This is a genomic window from Streptomyces sp. AM25 (assembly GCF_058146165.1).
The window spans coordinates 177484-194239 of sequence record NZ_JBKIWN010000001.1; the positions used below are offsets into that span (position 1 = coordinate 177484).

A 16756-nucleotide genomic window follows, 5' to 3' on the forward strand; every position below is an offset into this window, starting at 1 on the left:
CCCCGCCACCGGGGAAGGTGCCGCGCCGCGAATGGCCTGGCGAGGGGACCAGTGAGCCGCACGGCACGGGACCACCTCGGCCTGATGATGGCCGCCCAGGGCAGGGGCGGCGTCCTGCTGGTGGAGAGCGCCAAGTTCCAGCCGCTGGAATGCCAGGCCGGTGAGTTGGGAGAGTCGGCAGACGGCGCAGATCTCCCGCCGGGCACGATGAAGTACCCCGACTGCATCTGCGCCGAACACCGGGCCGACCGCGGCAAGCCTGACTCATCGGTCAGGCTGTCGGCAGTCGGAGACATACAGATTCCGGGGCAGGTGGTGACTGCACGCCGCAGATTCGTGGTCACCAGGTCCGGGCTCGCATCCGTCGCTGAGAAGTCCACCGGGGGGCCGGCGTGCTGATGCCCCGGCCCCTCGTCAACCCCTACGCAGCGCCGGTCGTGTCCCTACCGCGCTTGGCCGCCCAAGCCCCCGTCCACATGATGGAGCGCCTCACGTGTGTCCAGCTGGTCACGGCCCGCGGCGGCGAGGCCGGCTCGCAGAAGCTGGACACCGACCTGACGAATCACACTGCCGAGCGTCACATGACAGCCCCCACCGACACCCGCCCGGTCGCACGCCCCGTAAGGCGGTGACGGCCGGGTGGGTCGGCAAGTGCAGTGCACCACTCCGGTCAAGGAGGAACGCACGATGAGCACATCAGTCCCGACGCGGACTCGTGATCCGCGCACGATCCTCAACGCGTTAGAGGAACACGCCCCCCACCTGGTGGCGGACGTCAACGTCTCCGACCTCTGGGAACGTGAGGTGCGGCTTCTGCTGCGGGACAGCGTGGCCGTCCGCAGCCTCGCCGAACGCATCCTCGGCCAGGGAATCGCGTACCTGATCACGGCCATGGAGAAACCCGGTGTGGACATGGGCGTTGGCTACACCGTGGACATCGGGGTGCACCAACTGATCCTCGACACTCCGCTCTACTTCGCACTGTGCGACGAGTACAACGGCGGGACGTACAAGCACCATGCACCGCTGATCGAACGCCGCTGCGACGGCACGGTGATGCGCACGGCCGAGATCATCCGGCGCAACGGGTTCGCCATCGACGAGGAACTGTGGGAGGTGGACGCGTCCACCTGCTCGCCATGTGACAACAAGGTCCCCGACAGCCACTGACCCGGCGCTAGAGTGCCCTCGCCCCCGGACTCCCAAAAGGGGCGGGGGCACCTCTTGCCCGCCCCGCACTCAGAGGAACTCCCGTGCCTGTACCGCACAACATCGACAACGAACGTCAACTCTGGGACGCCTACGCCAACAGCACCAAGGACACGGTGTCCGACGCGGACCCCATCTTCTGCTGGACGCAGTACGCCGGTCACGGGCCCGGTCCGGAGCTGCTGGCCGAGCCGGCCACCGCCCTGGAACTCGGGTGCGGCACCGGACGGGCGCTGGCCTACCTCGCACAGCAGGGCGTCAAGGTGACCGGCGTGGACCTCTCGCCCGTCATGGTCGCCAACATCGCAAAGCGCTGGGGCTCTCTGGGGGCGCGCTTCGTCTGCGCCGAAGTCCTGGACCACCTGAGCAGCAACACGGACACATACGACGCCGCATACTCGATCTTCGGAGCCGTGTGGTTCACGGACCCGGAACGTCTCCTGCCCTTGGTCGCTGAAAGGCTGAACCCGGGCGGGGTGCTGGTCTTCTCCCAACCCCCGGCCATCCCTGGCGCATACGGCCCCCAGGGCATGTACAAGGGCGGGTTCGCGGGCCCTGCCATGTACTCCTACCGGTACAGCTACACCCCGGAGCAGTGGTCGGGCCTGCTGCTCGACGCTGGATTCAAGGACCCGGACGTTCAGGTCATCGACGCCCCGGAACCGGGCCACATCGGAACCCTGATCGGTCGCGCCGCGGCTGCGTGATCCTGGCACGGGCAAAGACGCTCATAGCCGCCTTCAGAGCCATCGACCCCGGCTTGGTCGTCAAGGACGAACGAGCCGTACGCAGAGCATGGCGCGTCTGCGGCGACATCAAGGCGAACAGTGCCGCCGCCACGGACTTCACGCGTAACGCTCGAAGAGAGCCAAGACGTATTCCTCAAGCCTGCCGGCCAACAGCGCAGGCGTGAGATCCCGACGGCCCAGTTCACGCCAAGGGACGGCGACCTTCTCGGCGTCCGGGGCGAAGGCCAGCGCGTCGAGCAGCCGCCAGTACAGGTGCGCCGCGTCACCGCCTGCGAGCCGTCCTCCTGCAGCGACGTAGCGGTCCGCGAAGGTCATGCCCATCGGGACGCCGTGGAGCAAGGCCAGGGCCGTCGCGCAGTGGGCCACGTCCAGGTCGGCCGGGCCCCACGAGGTCTCCACCCAGTCGACGACGCCGGTGATGCGGGCGTCGTCGCCCTCACCGTCGAACAGAACGTTCCCCGGATGGAAGTCCCGGTGCAGGAAGCAGGGTTCGTGGGCGGGAGGCGCCTGCCGGATGACGTCGACAGCCCGCCGCCACAGTTCCGGCCGTGCCGTGGGCTCGGGCAGCGTCACCCGCTCCGGGGAGGTCCAGGGCTGCCACGTCCGCGGTCGCGTCTCCGCAGTCACCTCGACCTGGTGGATGCGACGCAACTGGGCGGCCAGCAGATCGGCACGGTGCTCGGCATCGTGATCGTCCACACGGACGGCCCCGGGCAGCAGCGACATCAGCAAGGAGGGATGGTCGCAGCAGGTCGCCGTCGCGTCCACGTCCACGAGCGCAGGTGCGGGCACGTCCGTCTCACCGAGCAGGCGCAGGATCGCGGCTTCGCGTGACAGGAGGCCCTCCGCGTGCCGCACATAGAACGGCTTGACGAAGGACCGCAGCACCAGGGTGCGCCGCCCGTCCGGTCCGGAGATGTTCAGGCGGCGCATTTCCGAGGTCCAGCCGCCGCGCAGGCGCGTGGCATCCTCTATTCGCTCCCCGGCAGCGAGGCCTTTCGCCGCCCACGACCGCGTGGAGTCCCAATTCTGCTCCGCACCCTCGTCCTTGATCATGACGGGAGACTATCGGCCGTCCAGTGAGTTTGGCCCGATCCGTCCCCCGTCCCCATGCGTTCCGCCGCGCGGCCAGGGGTAGGAGTGCCCTCAGTCGTCACACGGACGGGGGTGAGCGGAGGTGCGTCCGAAGCTGCGGGGAACCGTACGCTACGTGCGCTGTCCGCAAGGGCTGTATCTCCACGGCGACACCGGGAGCTGCACCCTCACCGGTCGCAGTCTGTACGACTGGATGGCGCGGCTCGAACCGTTCCTGACCGGTCGTCACACTCTTGACGACCTCACCGCGGCGTTGCCCCCGGCCCACCGTGACATGGTGCGCAATCTGGTGGGCCTGCTCCAGCAGCACGGCTTCGTCACCGATGCGGGTCCGGAGCGCGAGCATGGGCTCACCGGTGCCGAGTGCGAGGAGTACGCGGAGGAGATCGCCTTCGTGCGGCACGCCGCGGACTCCGCGGAGTACCGGTTCGAGCAGTTCCGCAGGGCTCGGCTGCTGGTGGCCGGTGGTGGTCCGGTGGCGTGGGCCGTGGTGGAGGCGGCGCTGGCCGCCGGATGCCGTGATCTGCGGGTTGCGGTGCTGCACGACGAGGAAGCGTCCGCGCGGGAGGCCGCCGTGCGCGGCCGCAGGGACGCCGCGCAGCACGCCGTCGTCCTCACCCGTGACGCCGCTGCGCTGCTGGACGGCATGGACGCGGTGCTGCATGTGTGCGCCACCGGCCGGCATCAGGATGCGGGGGAACTCGCCCGCGTCTGCGGCCGGGCCGGGCTGCCCCTGGGGCAGATTCTCGCCACCGGCGACGAGGCATGGCTGAGCCCCTTCGGCCTGCCGTCCGAGACCCGGGTCGAAGGCGGCTGGCGGCGGTTGGGCGCCGCGCGCACGACCGCCACGGCGAAGTCGGCCGGTCCCTGGCTGACCGGCCCGGTGCCCGCTCTGGTCGCCTCCCACAGCGTCCTCGGCGCCTTCCGTCACTTCACCGGACTGGACACGCCGGCCGCGCCCCTGTTCACGCTGATCGACCTGCACACGTTGCAGACCAGCGACCACCCCTGTCTCCCTCATCCGGCCGCCCAGTCGGCCGGCTCGTCCGGTCCCGTCGGCCCGGTCGACGCGCACGAGCTCCTGGACCGCATCGACGTCCTCGTGGACAGCCGCACCGGAGTGTTCACCTCCTTCTCCGAGGAGGACTTCCCCCAACTCCCCTTGTGGGCCTGCCGTATTCAGGTCACCGACCCGCACGGCATCCTGCCCCGCTCCGTCACCCCGCCGGCCCCCGTGGGTTGCGGTGACAGTCGTGAATCGGCCCGCACCCAGGCGGTGTTGAAGGCAATGGCGGCCTACAGCTGGCTCGCGGGAGGAACGGCATCCGACGATCCCGGGACGGGCGTTCCGCCGGGGGTGGCCGCGGCACTGGACTGGGACGCAGCCGTGGCCGCCGCAGCGGGCACGCTCTGCGAAGCGCTCCTGGCCGGCGCCCTCGCCCGCGGCGAGCCGGTCGGATTCGTGCCGGTGCTGCTCGACGACGAGGCTCTCGCCCCTCAAGTGCGGCGCTGGTGGCGGCTGCTGGGCACCTGCACCGGGGCGCAGCACACCCGTCATGCGTACACGGTGCATTGGGCAGGCATGCCGGGCCTGCCCGCCTGTGCCGTCACCACCGGCGACGGTCACGTGGTCCTGGCAGTCGGCGCCACGCGTGGCCAGGCTGTCGCCGATGCCCTGCGCGACGCCTTGCTCGACTGGCAGGCGCACACGGCGGACCGGCCCGAGTGGGGGCCACGGCGTATCGCCGTACCACCTGCGCTGCTCGATTCCGCACCGGCCGCTCCCCCGCACCACGACCGCACGCCCATGGAGGCGCTCGCCGCGGCCCGGCACCGGCCCGTCGCGGTCCGGCTCGACGCCGATCCGCTCACCGCCCGGCTCCTGCCGCACGTCGCCAGGGTCGTCCTGCGGTGAACCGCGAACACGGCCCGGCACAGCCGGTGGTGTCCGTCCTCGACGACGGCACGCGACTGGCCGTCCTCCTCAGGGCACTCGCCTCCCGGATCCCGGACGGCACGCTGGTCACCGGCCGGTCACCCGTAACGGGCCCGCCTGCAGCGCGCCCGGGCCTGGTCGTCACCCTCACCGACACCCCCGCCGCCCTCGCCCGGGCCACGGCACAGCGGTACACCGTCGCACACGGCCTCCCCTGGCTGCCCGTTCACGCCGAGCACGGGGCCGTCCTCCTGGGACCCGTGTCGCTGCCGGGGGTTCCCGGGTGTTCCGAGTGCGCCGCTCAGCGCCGCGCGGTGAACCGGGAGGACGGCGCGGCCGTGGCGGCCCTGCGTGAAGCGCACGGCGCGATGCTCGACGGCCTGCCCAGCGCGCCGGTCAGCCCGCCGGCCGCCCGCGCCGCAGGTGCACTCGCCGCCGACGAGGTCTCGCGCATCGTCCACGGCACCGGCGAGCCCCGCACGTTGCACGCTCTGCTGCACCTCGACGGGCGGTTCGGGGCCGTCACCCGTCACCCGGTCCTGCCGGATCCCCGGTGCGGCACATGCACACCCGGCGCGCGGCACGACAGGCCGTCACCACCGTCGTTCCCCGGCGGTGCCCAAGCCGCCCGAACCGTCAAATCCACCGCGTCCACCTACCGTCTTCGGTCGCTCGACGGTGAGTTGACGCAGCGTCATATGGATCCCCTCACCGGTCGGGCCACTCGTGTCACCGCCGGGATCCAAGGAGGATGTGTCGTCGCCACCGCCACCCGCGCCCCGGCGGAAGGCGGGGCCAACGGCAACCACGGCTTCGGCCGCGCCCTGGATTTCGCCACCGCCCGTCTCACCGCCGTCGCCGAGGCCCTCGAACGTGCTGCCGGCGAGCGCCCGGAGGCCGGCTGCGAGGTGGTGCGGGCGACCTACGCCTCGGTCGCCGGGCAGGCGCTCGATCCTGCCACCCTCGGCCTGTATCCGGACCGCCGCCACGATCTGCCCGGCTTCCCCTTCCGCCGCTACCGGCCGGATGCCCGGATGGCCTGGGTGCGGGGCCACTCCTTCGCCTCCGGTGCGCCCGTCCTCGTGCCTCTCGCCTACGCGTACTACGGCTCGGGGGAGGACGAGTTCGTCTACGAGTGCTCCAACGGCTGCGCCATGGGGAGTTGCCTGACCGAGGCCGTCCTGCACGGTCTGCTGGAGGTCGCCGAGCGCGACGCGTTCCTGCTGACCTGGTACGCCCGGCTCCCCGGTCGCCGCGTCGACCTCGGTGCGTGCCGGGACCGGCGCATCCCGCTGCTCGTCGAACGCGTGCAGCACGAGACGGGCTACCGGCTGTCCGCGTTCTTCGTGCCGACGGAGCAGCGCATTCCCGCGTTCTGGGTGATGGCCTGCGACACCCGGCCCTCCCCGCACCGGCCCCGCACCCTCAACGGCGCCGCCGCGCACATCGACCCAGAACAGGCCCTGCTGGGCGGCCTGCTGGAGGTCGGTTCCGCAGTGGGCGGCCTGGCGGACCGCTACGATCCGCAGCGCGCGGCCCGGATGGCGGCCTCCCCGGACGAGGTGCGCGAGATGGGCGACCATGCGCAGTTGTACGGGCATCCCGACGCCTCCGCCCGGCTGTCCTTCCTGACCGTGCCGGGCATGCCCGTCACGACCCGGGAGGTGGCGGACGTCTGTGCGTGGCCCGCGTTCGCGGACCTGGACGGTGACCTCGCGGAGGCGGCCGGCCGCTATCTCGCCCACGGCATGGACGTCGTCGTGGTCGACCAGACCACCGCGGAGCAGGCCGCGAGCGGGCTGGTGTCCGTCAAGGTGATCGTGCCGGGCACGCTGCCGATGACCTTCGGCCACCGCCACCGCAGGGTCGACGGCCTGCCCCGGCTGTTCACACTCCCGCGGCTGCTCGGACACCGCGACCATGACCTCAAGCCCTCGGAGCTCAACCCGCATCCCCATCCGTTCCCGTGACAGCAGCGGTTGCCGCAGCCAGCAGTTGCAGTAGCTACCGCCGACCAGATCCGCCGGAGGATCCCGCATGCCGAGCCTGCCGCCGCCATCGCAGCCCGGCCACGCCCTGGCCGCCTACCTGCCGCACTCCAGGGCTCCGGTGCCGGCGCCGACCGGTGGCTCCCCCGGCGCGCAGGACACGTCGCCCGCCTGCAAGCGGTACGCCCGGGCGCCGCGCACCGTCCTGCCGTGGCACGCGCCCGACCCCGGCACCCCGCAGGGGAGGCTGTCGCTGCTGCTCCGCGAGACGCACGGCCTGGTGCGCGGGCGTTGGCTGCATCCCCTCACCCCGGCCACCCGTCCCGTGGGTGCCCCGCCGACAGCAGCCGTCGGCCGCCCGGCGCCCTCCGGCGGGGCGCGGTATCCCACGGAGGTGTACGTGGCGGCCCCCGGCGAGGCGCAGCAGGCGCAGGGGCTGTGCCACTACGACCCCGTCCATCACGCCCTGGAGCAGGTCCGCCCTGGCGACCACCGTGTCGCGCTCACCGGCGCCCTCGGCGCGCCCCCGGCCTCGCCGGTCACCACCGTGCTGGTCATCACCACTGTGTTCTGGCGGACCGGCGTCAAATACGGGGAGTTCGGGTACCGGCTCCAGACGCAGGAGGCGGGGGTGCTGGCGGCCCAGGCCCTCGCGGCCGGCTCCGCCGTGGGGGCGCGCGGAGCGCTTCACCTGTGGTTCGACGACCTCCGTGTCAACGCGTTGCTCGGGCTGCCCGAGGGGTGCGAAGAAGCCGCGCTGGCCGTGGTGACGTTCACGCACGACGAGGACGCGCCACCGGCACGGTCTCCGGCCGGGACCATTAGTGCAGCGACCGTGGCGCCGGTCGCGGGACGCCCTCTTGCGCAGCGGCTGCCGGTCAGCGCCAGGCTGCACAGGGCCACCATGCGGCTGCCCTCCAAGGCCGGCCGCGCGCCAGGGACGTCCGCTCCCTCTGCTTTGTCCGGTGCGGAGATTCGGCTGCCGCCGATGGCTGCGGGGGCGGGCCTCCCGGCGCGCCGACTGCCGTCACCGCTGCGGGGGTTCCTCCCGCACCCGGCGCCCCTTGCGGCGCTCGGTGCCGTCCTCGCGGCCGCGGGCGCGCCCTGCGCCGGTGACCTGGACAGGCTGCTGGGCTCCGGGGAGGTCCGGCTGCACTGCCTGGCGTCCCAGGCCGAGGGATTGGCTCCGGGGCTCTATGCGTACGGGAGTGCGGAGCACGTGGTGCGGCCGGCCGGAGGCCAGCAGGTGCTGGAGGAGTTGTGCTGGTCCATGACGGCGAGTGCCACACGGCTGGCCTTGTCGGAGAGCGCCTTCACCCTGCTCGTCACCGGTGATCCGCGACAGGCGGACAGAGTGGCGGCGTTGGGCGACCGCTGGTACCGCATCCTGCAGGCTCGTACCGGTGTGGCCCTGCAGCGTGCGGCGCTGGCCGCTGCGGGCTGGGGGCTGGCGGCGCGTATCTTCTCGGACTCGGGCGGCGGCGCCGTGGCCGCGTTCCCGGGGTGTGCCGAGGGTTCGCAGGTGCTGGCCGCTCTGCCCGTCGGCCGGACACGGCCGGGCCCTGCCGTGGACCGCCGTACGGTCGCCGGGCCGGAACCGGTCGGCCCGTGACGGGCCCCGGGCGCGTCCGCATGCGTCTGCCCGCGGGCTGTTGCGTGCCCCGCGGGCAGAGTGGTCTGCGGGGTGCGTTACTTACCGCACCACGCACAGAGCCCGCCGCAGAACTTCTGCTCGGCGGCTTCCGCCTCGGCGGGGTCCGCCACTGCTATCTCCTCGACGGGCAGGTCGGAGAGGTCGAAGGCAATCTGCTCGGACACGTTCATGGCGGTCCCTTCTTGTGGACAGATAGCGCTATTTCGGCCTTCGATGGTACGTGGTACAGCCACGCAGCCGACAGCAGTGATCCGGCCTCAATACCCCAGAACCATTGATTACTCAATCAACCATGACAAAGTGAGGAGTTCTGTACTTATGCCGTCGAATTCCGCACGCCAGTCCGCCATTTCGCCGAGTCCGGACCAACTCCCCCTGGTGCACGGGGATCTGCCGCTGTCACTGGAGCACACTCCCGACACATGGCGCGATCACATCGGTTTCCCGCTGTGGCCGCAGGCTGCGCTCCTCGACCCGGCCGCGCAGGCGCTGTTGGAGGAGCGGCTGTTGCTCGCCGTGACCTGTCTGGAGCGCGTGGCCGTACGCTGTCGCGACGACGAGGAGCTGCTGTCGTTCCTCGGGCTCCCGCCGCTCCTCCGGCGGTGGGTCCTGCGCGAACCGCCGCTGCCCCGGGGCGGGCTGGACTACTGCCGGCTCGATCTGGCGGGCCGGCGCACCGGCGACGTGCGGATCCTGGAGTTCAACGGCGGCTGTCCGCTCGGGCTCATCAGTGCGGGCCTGCTCGTGCGCCACTGGCGCACGCACCACCCCGGGCTCGCCGAGGCCCTGCGCGGCCGCGGCGCCGTGCCGTCCCCCGTCGAAGGGGAGACCTGGTTCGTCGACGCCCTGGTCCGGCTGGCCGCCGAGCGCGGACCGGCGGAGGCGGAGCCGCCCGGCACCCTGACGATCGTCTGCGATCCCGGTGCCGAGCAGTTCGTCGAGATCGCCGAGATCCTGGCCCAGGCCCGACTCCGGGGCATCGATGCGCACCTGACCGCGGGAGAGCACATCACCGCCTCCGGCCCGCCGGTGCTCGGCTTCCTGCTGCACGACCTGCCCTCGTTCATCGACCGGCTCCCGGGATGGCAGGGCCTGTGCAAGGCCATGGCCGACGGCCGCATGGCCGTGCCCAACGGACTGCTGGGCCGCGCCGTCGGGGACAACAAACTCGGCATGGCCGTCCTGTCCGACCCGCGCTTCGCCGGCCTCTTCGACGATCACGAGCGGCAGGCGCTGGCGTCCCTGATCCCCTGGAGCCGCAAGCTCGGGGACGGGGTGACGGCCGAAGAGGTCCTCGACGGGCGCGAGTCGCTGGTCCTCAAGCCGCCGTTCGGCGCGCGCAGCCAAGGGGTGCTGGCCGGCCGGTTCTGTACGGACCAGCAGTGGCGGGAGGCGGTGTCCTCCCCCGCGTGTGCGGGGTGGCTGGTGCAGGAGTACGTGGCACCGGAGGAACTGGCGGACCCCGCAGGCGGCCCGGTGCACCGCATCATGGCGGCCGGCTTCCTCGGCGGCCGTCCGGTCGGCTGGGTGAGCCGCATCAGCACCACGGTCGTCTCCAACTCCGGGCCCGGCTGGGGAACACAGGTGGTGCTCGCCTCCCGCAGGACGTGAGCCACACCCGGTTCCACAGGCGCGGTCCTCAACCGGTCGGCACACGGGCCCACTTCGCGAGAGACCCGGCCGCGGAACATCCGCGCGTTCGCCCTCTTGTCCGGACATCGACAATGCGCTGAAATGCGTGAGCTTGTCGGGACGAGTGTTCCAGGAGCACGCGCGCGTCCGGCAATCGGACGCGTGGGCTCCGGCATGCCTCCCGACGTCTCGTCCAGACGAAAGGATGTCGATGTTCAGCTGGCGGAAACCGCAGCTGGCAGGCGTCACCTTGGCTGCCGCATCCCTGGTCCTGACCTTCGGGACCACCGCGAACGGCGTCGAGTCGACCTCTGCAGCGCATGCCCAGGAGCCCTCGGGCGACGGGGCGCCGCAATCCGTGATCGTGGTCCTCAAGGACCAGCTCTCCAACACCCCGGCCGATGCAGGTCACTTGACGGCGCGCAAACACGAGGCCACTGCCGCTCAATCGCCGCTGCTGGCGAAGGTCAAGGCCGGCGGCGGCACGCACATCAAGAGCTTCGTGGTGGGCAACGCCTTCTCCGCGACGGTCGGTCCGGCACTGCGTGCGGCCCTGGCGGCCGACCCCGCGGTCGCCTCGGTCGTCCCGGACGGCATGGTGAAGGTGACCCCGCCGAGCGCCACCGCTCCGGGCGCACCGGGGGCACCAGGCGCACCGGGCGGCCCCAAGGGTCCGAAGGCCGTTGCGCCCCAGGCCAAGGGCACCGACGGCAAGGGCAGCGACAACGGCAGGAATCCGTACGCGATATGCCCCAGTGACCCGTCCAAACCGCTGCTGGAGCCCGAGGCGCTGTACTCGACGCATGTCGAGAGCACCCCCGGCAGCCCCGGCGCCCACGAGATCGCCACGGGCAAGGGCGTCAAGGTCGCCTACATCGCGGACGGCCTGGACCCGGACAACCCGGACTTCATACGCCCCGACGGCACGCACGCGGTCGTCGACCACCAGGACTTCACGGGCGACGGCTGGGACGCGCCGAGCGGTGCCGCCGAGGCGTTCGGTGACGCCTCGGCGATGGTGGCGCAGGGCCGGGAGAGCTACGACCTGTCGAAGTTCGTCAACCCCACCCACCCGCTGCCCGCCGGGTGCACCATCCGCATCAAGGGCTTCGCGCCCGACGCCTCACTGGTGGCGCTCAAGGCCGGTGGCCTGACCACGCTCCCCAACTCGGCGATCCTGCAGTCCATCGACTACGCCGTCTCGGTCGCCCACGTCGACGTGCTCAACGAGTCGTTCGGCAGCAACGTCACCCCGGACAGCGGTGCGCACGACACCATCACGCTGTTCAACGACCAGGCGGTCGCGGCCGGTGTGACGGTGACCGTCTCCAGCGGTGACGCCGGCATCAACGGCACCATCGGCACCCCGGCCACCGACCCGCATGTGATCGCCACGGGGGCCTCGACGGACAACCAGAGCTATCTGCAGACCGGTTACGCGGCCGCGCAGTTCTCCAACGGCACCTGGGCGAACAACCGGATCTCCGCGCTGTCCTCCGGAGGCTTCACCCAGGCCGGGCGCACCGTGGACCTGGTCGCGCCCGGTGAGGCGGACTGGGCGCTGTGCTCGCCCAAGATCAGCGTGTTCACCGAGTGCACCAACTACAACGGCACCGGCAGCGCGATCCAGCCGTTCGGCGGCACCAGCCAGTCCGCTCCGCTGACCGCCGGCGCGGCGGCCCTGGTGATCCAGGCCTACCGGGACGGCCACCACGGCCGGTCGCCGGCGCCCGCACTGGTCAAGAAGTTCCTCACCGGTACCTCCCAGGACCTCGGCCTGCCCGCGCAGGAGCAGGGCGCCGGTCTGCTGAACGTACGGGCCGCCGTGGAGGCCGCCCGTGGGTACCTCAGCTCCTCGGGCGCCGAGCAGAGCAACACCGTCGCCGTCACCACCGGCCAGCTGGACATCACCGGCACACCGGGCTCCGGCCACACCGCCGACGTCACCGTGGTCAACACCGGCCACACCACGCAGACCGTGACCGGCGCCACCCGTACCTTCGCGCCGCTGGCGAACTCCCGGCAGACCGTGCCGCTGGACTCGTCCGCCGACCCGAAGTTCGCCTACGCGACGGACGGTTCGGCCTGGGTGCACCACGAGGTGAAGTTCACGGTGCCGCAGGGCGCCGACCGGCTCGCCGCGTCCATCGCCTGGCAGGGCAAGCCTCAGCAGTCCGGCGCCAACACCGTGACCCCGGTGGTCCGGATGACACTGCTGGATCCGTCGGGCAGGCTGGAGACCAACACCCGTCCCCAAGGCGGCCCGGTCTCGGCCGACTTCGGCATCGTGGACGTACCGCGCCCGGTCGCCGGCGAGTGGACGGCCGTCCTCTACACCCCTGAGGGCAGCAAGGGCTTCACCGGTCCGGTACTGCTGGACACCGCCACCCAGCGCGCGGTGCCGGACGGTTCGGTCGGCCCGAAGGTGACCAAGGTGGCGCCGGGACGCAGCGCCACGCTGCGCGTGCACCTCACCACCCCGAAGACCGGCGGTGACAGCGCCGAGTCGATCACCGTGGCCGGCTCGAACGGCCGCACCACCAGCGTCCCGGTGATTCTGCGCAGCCTGGTCCCGCTCTCCGGCAAGGAGGGCAGCTTCACCGGCACGATCACCGGCGGCAACGCCCGTGACGTCTCGCCCGCGCAGTCCTTCACGTACGCCTTCGACGTGCCCGGCGGCCACCGCGACATCCGCGCCGGTGTGACGCTCGGCGACCCGAACGTGCTGGTGCAGGGCGCGCTGATCAGCCCCGACGGCACGCCCATCGACATCGAGAGCAACGCGCTGACCAACGCCTCGGGTGCCCCCACCGGCACCGCCAAGGGCGTGTCGGCCACCGCGATCCATCCGGTGGCCGGGCGTTGGCGGTTCGTGCTGAACGTCCTCAACCCGGTCAGCGGCGCCGAGCTCGACCAGCCGTTCCACGGCATCGTCGGCCTCGACCGGAACCGGGCGACCGCCGCCGGCCTGCCCGACAGCGCCGGAACCAGGCTGACGGCCGACAAGCCCGCCACGGTACGGGTGACGTACGCCAACAACACCGCGGCCACGCAGATGGTCCACGCCGACGCCCGTCTCACCGACACGATGGTGGACCTCCCGCTGGTGCCGCAGGGCACCTCGGCCACCGTCGCGCTGCCGCTGCACCCGAATTCGGTCACTCCGAGCTTCCTGGTGCCGCCGGGCACCGACCGGTTGACCGCGGTCGCGGCCTCCTCGACGCCCGCGCAGCTGGAGTTGAGCGGCACGGCCGGTTCGCCGGACGTCTTCGGTGACCTCAAGGAGGCGCAGGACGGTTCCGCCGTCTCGGTCGCCAAGGACTTCGGCAGCGTCCGGCAGCCGGTGGTCCCGGGCTTCTGGAGCAGCTATGTGCAGCAGATCGGCCCGTTCCCGGCCGCCGGTGCTCCCGAGGGCACGTCGACCATCACGGCCGACGCCCACACCCTGGCGTTCGACCCGGCGCTGACCTCCAGCACCAACGACCCGTTCACGGCCGCGGTCGACGCCTCGGCCCCGGCACTCGCCCCGGTCGCCGTCGAGCCGGGCGCCACCGGTTCGCTCCAGGTCACCGTCACTCCGCACGGCCCTTCGGGCAGCACCGTGCACGGTGTGCTGTACCTGGTGACGGCTCCGGGCGGGGTGACCACCGCCAACAACCAGATCGGCACCACCGGTTCGGTGCTGGCGGCGATCCCGTACAGCTACACCATCGGCTGACGCCCGTCGGTCGAGGTCGCCGAGGCCGCCCCGGATCGGGGCGGCCTCGGCTGCTTTCCTGATCACGCTTCCTGATCACACGGATTCCCGGGTGACGTGCGTCACACCTGTTTCACATTGCCGAAAGTTACTGCGGAGTCATAGCTTCCACATAACCCTTTCAGGGCGAACCTTTTGCATTTCAATGACCCAGCGGAGCATCGCCGCCCCGCACGCCCGCCCGGCGGCGGACACCGCCGTCGGTCACCCCCCACGGGAGCTCCCCATGCGTCCGACCTCGTTCCTGAGAGCCGGCCTCGGCCTCACCACCGCGATAGCCCTCCTCTCCGTGACGGCCCTGCCGGCCGCGGCCGCGAGCACGCCGGCCGCCGCGACCCCGGCCGCCGACACCGTGCAGACCGCCAAGGACTCCGTCAGCGCCGGCTGGCTGAGCGCCGAAGAGCGCAAGGCCCTGGACCCCTTCGTGCACCACGACGGCGACGGCTACCGGCTGGACGCCGAGGGCGCCAAGGCCGCGGGCGTCGGGCAGCGCGCGATCGACGCGGCCGGCACCGCCGTCGAGCGCATGAACGCCCTCCTCGGCAAGAGCCTCGTCGTCGGCCAGGACGACGAAGGCGTCACCGTCGATCCCTCGGCAGCGGGGATCGGCCTGCGCAGCTCCTCGTCGTCCGAGACGGAGATCGTGCAGGGCATCAGCGTCAAGATCACCTGGTTCGGCCTGCTGATCCACCTGGACCCCTTCGTCACCGGCAAGGTCCAGGCCGGAGCGGACATCAGCAAGGACATCGTCCAGATCGCCACCGGCGTCGTGACGCTCGCCTCCCTGGGCAGCCTGCTCCCCGTCACCCTGATCGCCTCCGCCGCGGCGGACCTCGGTGCCAAGACGGTCTCCTTCTGCACGACGCGGCAGGGAGAGCTGTACGTCTACATCACCTGGGCCGGCATCCCCGTCTGCAACCCCCTCGCCTGAGCGAGCCCGCCTTCTGCCGCCCCCGCATCGCGAACGGGCAGGCGGCAGAAGGCGGTTCTCCACCGAGGGTGTGGCAGGCTCGGGGAACGCGCCGACGATTTCGGCGCCGCCGTACTCCCGAAAGGCCCCACTCCGCCATGATCATCGTCGCCGGGGAAGCCCTCATCGACCTCGTTCCCGCAGGCACTTGGGAACAGGACGGCCCCGCCGGCGGCGACCTCCCCGCCCTGCTGCCCAAGCGCGGCGGCGGCCCCTACAACACCGCCGTCGCCCTGGCCCGCCTCGGCACCCCCACCGCGTTCTGCTCCCGGCTGTCCACCGACCACTTCGGCCAGGCCCTGCTGCACGGCCTCACCGCGGACGGCGTGGACACCTCCCTGGTGCAGCGCGGCCCCGAACCCACCACCCTGGCCGTGGCACACGTCGGCGACGGCGGCTCGGCCGCGTACTCCTTCCACGTCGAGGGCACCGCGGACCGCCTGTTCACCGACCCGGACACCCTGCCCGACACGGCCCGCGCCGTCTCCTTCGGCACCTGCTCCCTCGTCCTCGAACCCGGAGCGAGCGCATACGAGGACCTGATGCACCGCGCCTCCGCCCGCGGCCTGTTCACCGCCCTCGACCCGAACATCCGCACCGGCCTCATCCCCGACGCGGACGCCTACCGGGCCCGCTTCCGCTCGTGGCTCCCGCACGTCACCCTCCTCAAACTCTCGGAGGAGGACGCGGCCTGGCTCGCGGGCCCGGAAGACGACCCGCTGAGCGCGGCCCGCAAGTGGCTGGCCGCGGGCCCGTACGCCGTCGTACTCACCCGCGGCGGTGCAGGGTTGACGGCCCTCACGCGCGACGGACGTGAACTGTCCGTCCCCGGCGAGCGGGTGACGGTCGTGGACACCATCGGCGCGGGCGACACCGTCAACGCCGCACTGCTGCACCGGATCGACGGCCACGGCGCCCTCACCGCATCCCCCGGCCTCGACGCCGGCCAATGGCACGACATCCTGACCTTCGCGGCCCGCGCGGCCGCGCTCACGTGTTCCCGTGCGGGGGCCCAACCGCCGTACGCTGCCGAACTCGCCCTGTCCTCTGCGGGCTGAGGAACTGACGGGGCGCCCCGTACGGGCGGCCAGCACGGCGGGCCGGCTCAGACCCGGAGCGGCCACTCATCAATCTTGTTCAGGAATCGGTCGATTCATGAACAAGATCTTTGGCGGAGTCTGTCGGCCGTGACGGCTCTCCCTGGGCGCGATCGTGCGGCGTCTCCCGCATGGGAAAGGCCATCAGGGTCACGCCCACGGGCACCGTCCCGGGCGAGCGCGGCGGGCGGGCGGCGTCGTGGAGTTCCGCCGCGACGTCGGCGAGCTTCCGCCGGGCCTGGTCCCATGTCTCCGGCTCCATCCACAGTTCCGCATCGACCGTCACCCCGCTGCCTTCCGGGTGCCGACGCACAACGCGCTCCTTGAGCGTGTGGGCCAAGGCCGCTCCCAGCAACTGTGCCCCGTCGTTCCGGTCGGACAGCGGCGTTCCATGGACGGTGCGGTATCGGCGTTCCCGCCCTCCGCGGCGGGTGCGCTCCTCGGCCAGTTCGACCAGGCCGACGGCGTCCAGGCTCCGAAGGTGCCGACTGGCCAGGGCATGGGAGATGCCCAGCTCGCGGGAGAGCTCGGCAGCGGACATCGGTCCTGGCCACATGAGCGTGAGCATCCGCAACCGCACGGGATGGGCAAGCGCTCTCAGGACGGGATCTGCATCGGTCACCCGGCCAGTAAAGCGCACGCCACCACGGCCGCACCCTACCCCCAACG

General features: G+C 71.8%; 13 protein-coding genes. 10 read left to right on the plus strand and 3 right to left on the minus strand.

From position 1 onward, the window contains the following. Positions 1-452: 452 nt before the first annotated feature. The 3 genes from ACLHRZ_RS00515 to ACLHRZ_RS00525 all read left to right on the plus strand — a co-directional run bounded on the left by ACLHRZ_RS00515 (position 453) and on the right by ACLHRZ_RS00525 (position 1916). Positions 453-632 carry a hypothetical protein gene (locus ACLHRZ_RS00515; RefSeq protein WP_490416139.1) on the plus strand — a complete coding sequence of 60 codons (180 nt, stop codon included), beginning with the start codon at positions 453-455 and terminating at the stop codon, positions 630-632. Between the two features lie 55 nt (positions 633-687). Next, the gene (locus ACLHRZ_RS00520) at positions 688-1170 is read left to right on the plus strand and encodes a hypothetical protein (protein WP_490416140.1); all 483 of its coding nucleotides are present in this window, start codon (positions 688-690) and stop codon (positions 1168-1170) included. An 83-nt stretch (positions 1171-1253) separates the two neighbouring features. Further along, complete coding sequence (locus ACLHRZ_RS00525) at positions 1254-1916, plus strand: class I SAM-dependent methyltransferase (protein ID WP_490416141.1); 663 nt, start codon at positions 1254-1256, stop codon at positions 1914-1916. Positions 1917-2054: 138 nt separating this feature from the next. On the opposite strand, the gene ACLHRZ_RS00530 is transcribed toward ACLHRZ_RS00525, so the two are convergent. Beyond that, positions 2055-3014, minus strand: coding sequence for a phosphotransferase family protein (locus ACLHRZ_RS00530; protein ID WP_490416142.1), 960 nt, complete (start codon positions 3012-3014; stop codon positions 2055-2057). A gap of 154 nt (positions 3015-3168) precedes the next feature. On the opposite strand from ACLHRZ_RS00530, the gene ACLHRZ_RS00535 reads away from it, so the two are divergent. The 3 genes from ACLHRZ_RS00535 to ACLHRZ_RS00545 all read left to right on the plus strand — a co-directional run bounded on the left by ACLHRZ_RS00535 (position 3169) and on the right by ACLHRZ_RS00545 (position 8589). Then, the gene (locus ACLHRZ_RS00535; RefSeq protein WP_490416143.1) at positions 3169-4968 is read left to right on the plus strand and encodes an NAD(P)-dependent oxidoreductase; all 1800 of its coding nucleotides are present in this window, start codon (positions 3169-3171) and stop codon (positions 4966-4968) included. After that, a complete protein-coding gene (locus ACLHRZ_RS00540) occupies positions 4965-6959 on the plus strand; it encodes a TOMM precursor leader peptide-binding protein (protein WP_490416144.1) in 1995 nt (664 codons plus the stop codon). Before ACLHRZ_RS00535 ends, ACLHRZ_RS00540 begins: the two co-directional genes overlap by 4 nt. Before the next feature lie 67 nt (positions 6960-7026). Further along, positions 7027-8589 (plus strand): nitroreductase family protein, encoded by a 1563-nt coding sequence (locus ACLHRZ_RS00545; protein ID WP_490416145.1) that lies wholly within the window; start codon positions 7027-7029, stop codon positions 8587-8589. Positions 8590-8666: 77 nt separating this feature from the next. On the opposite strand, the gene ACLHRZ_RS00550 is transcribed toward ACLHRZ_RS00545, so the two are convergent. Continuing rightward, on the minus strand, positions 8667-8801 hold the full coding sequence (locus tag ACLHRZ_RS00550; protein ID WP_490416146.1) for a hypothetical protein: 135 nt from the start codon (positions 8799-8801) through the stop codon (positions 8667-8669). Positions 8802-8949: 148 nt separating this feature from the next. On the opposite strand from ACLHRZ_RS00550, the gene ACLHRZ_RS00555 reads away from it, so the two are divergent. From ACLHRZ_RS00555 to ACLHRZ_RS00570, 4 genes are all read left to right on the plus strand, one after another. After that, positions 8950-10242, plus strand: a complete 1293-nt coding sequence (locus tag ACLHRZ_RS00555; RefSeq protein ID WP_490416147.1) for a hypothetical protein — start codon at positions 8950-8952, stop codon at positions 10240-10242. 232 nt (positions 10243-10474) lie between these two features. Further along, complete coding sequence (locus tag ACLHRZ_RS00560; protein WP_490416148.1) at positions 10475-13981, plus strand: S8 family serine peptidase; 3507 nt, start codon at positions 10475-10477, stop codon at positions 13979-13981. 184 nt (positions 13982-14165) lie between these two features. Then, positions 14166-14951, plus strand: coding sequence for a hypothetical protein (locus ACLHRZ_RS00565; RefSeq protein ID WP_490416149.1), 786 nt, complete (start codon positions 14166-14168; stop codon positions 14949-14951). 137 nt (positions 14952-15088) lie between these two features. Continuing rightward, positions 15089-16048: a carbohydrate kinase family protein gene (locus ACLHRZ_RS00570; RefSeq protein ID WP_490416150.1), complete on the plus strand. Its 960-nt coding sequence runs from the start codon at positions 15089-15091 to the stop codon at positions 16046-16048. 79 nt (positions 16049-16127) lie between these two features. On the opposite strand, the gene ACLHRZ_RS00575 is transcribed toward ACLHRZ_RS00570, so the two are convergent. After that, entirely contained in the window at positions 16128-16727 is a 600-nt protein-coding gene (locus ACLHRZ_RS00575; protein ID WP_490416151.1) for an ArsR/SmtB family transcription factor, read from the minus strand. Positions 16728-16756 lie beyond the last annotated feature (29 nt).

Coding starts and splice junctions, on each gene's coding strand:
- ACLHRZ_RS00530 (WP_490416142.1), bottom strand. CDS start 3,014: ATGATCAAGGACGAGGGTGCGGAGCAGAATTGGGACTCCACGCGGTCG.
- ACLHRZ_RS00570 (WP_490416150.1), top strand. CDS start 15,089: ATGATCATCGTCGCCGGGGAAGCCCTCATCGACCTCGTTCCCGCAGGC.
- ACLHRZ_RS00560 (WP_490416148.1), top strand. CDS start 10,475: ATGTTCAGCTGGCGGAAACCGCAGCTGGCAGGCGTCACCTTGGCTGCC.
- ACLHRZ_RS00520 (WP_490416140.1), top strand. CDS start 688: ATGAGCACATCAGTCCCGACGCGGACTCGTGATCCGCGCACGATCCTC.
- ACLHRZ_RS00545 (WP_490416145.1), top strand. CDS start 7,027: ATGCCGAGCCTGCCGCCGCCATCGCAGCCCGGCCACGCCCTGGCCGCC.
- ACLHRZ_RS00565 (WP_490416149.1), top strand. CDS start 14,166: ATGACCCAGCGGAGCATCGCCGCCCCGCACGCCCGCCCGGCGGCGGAC.
- ACLHRZ_RS00550 (WP_490416146.1), bottom strand. CDS start 8,801: ATGAACGTGTCCGAGCAGATTGCCTTCGACCTCTCCGACCTGCCCGTC.
- ACLHRZ_RS00555 (WP_490416147.1), top strand. CDS start 8,950: ATGCCGTCGAATTCCGCACGCCAGTCCGCCATTTCGCCGAGTCCGGAC.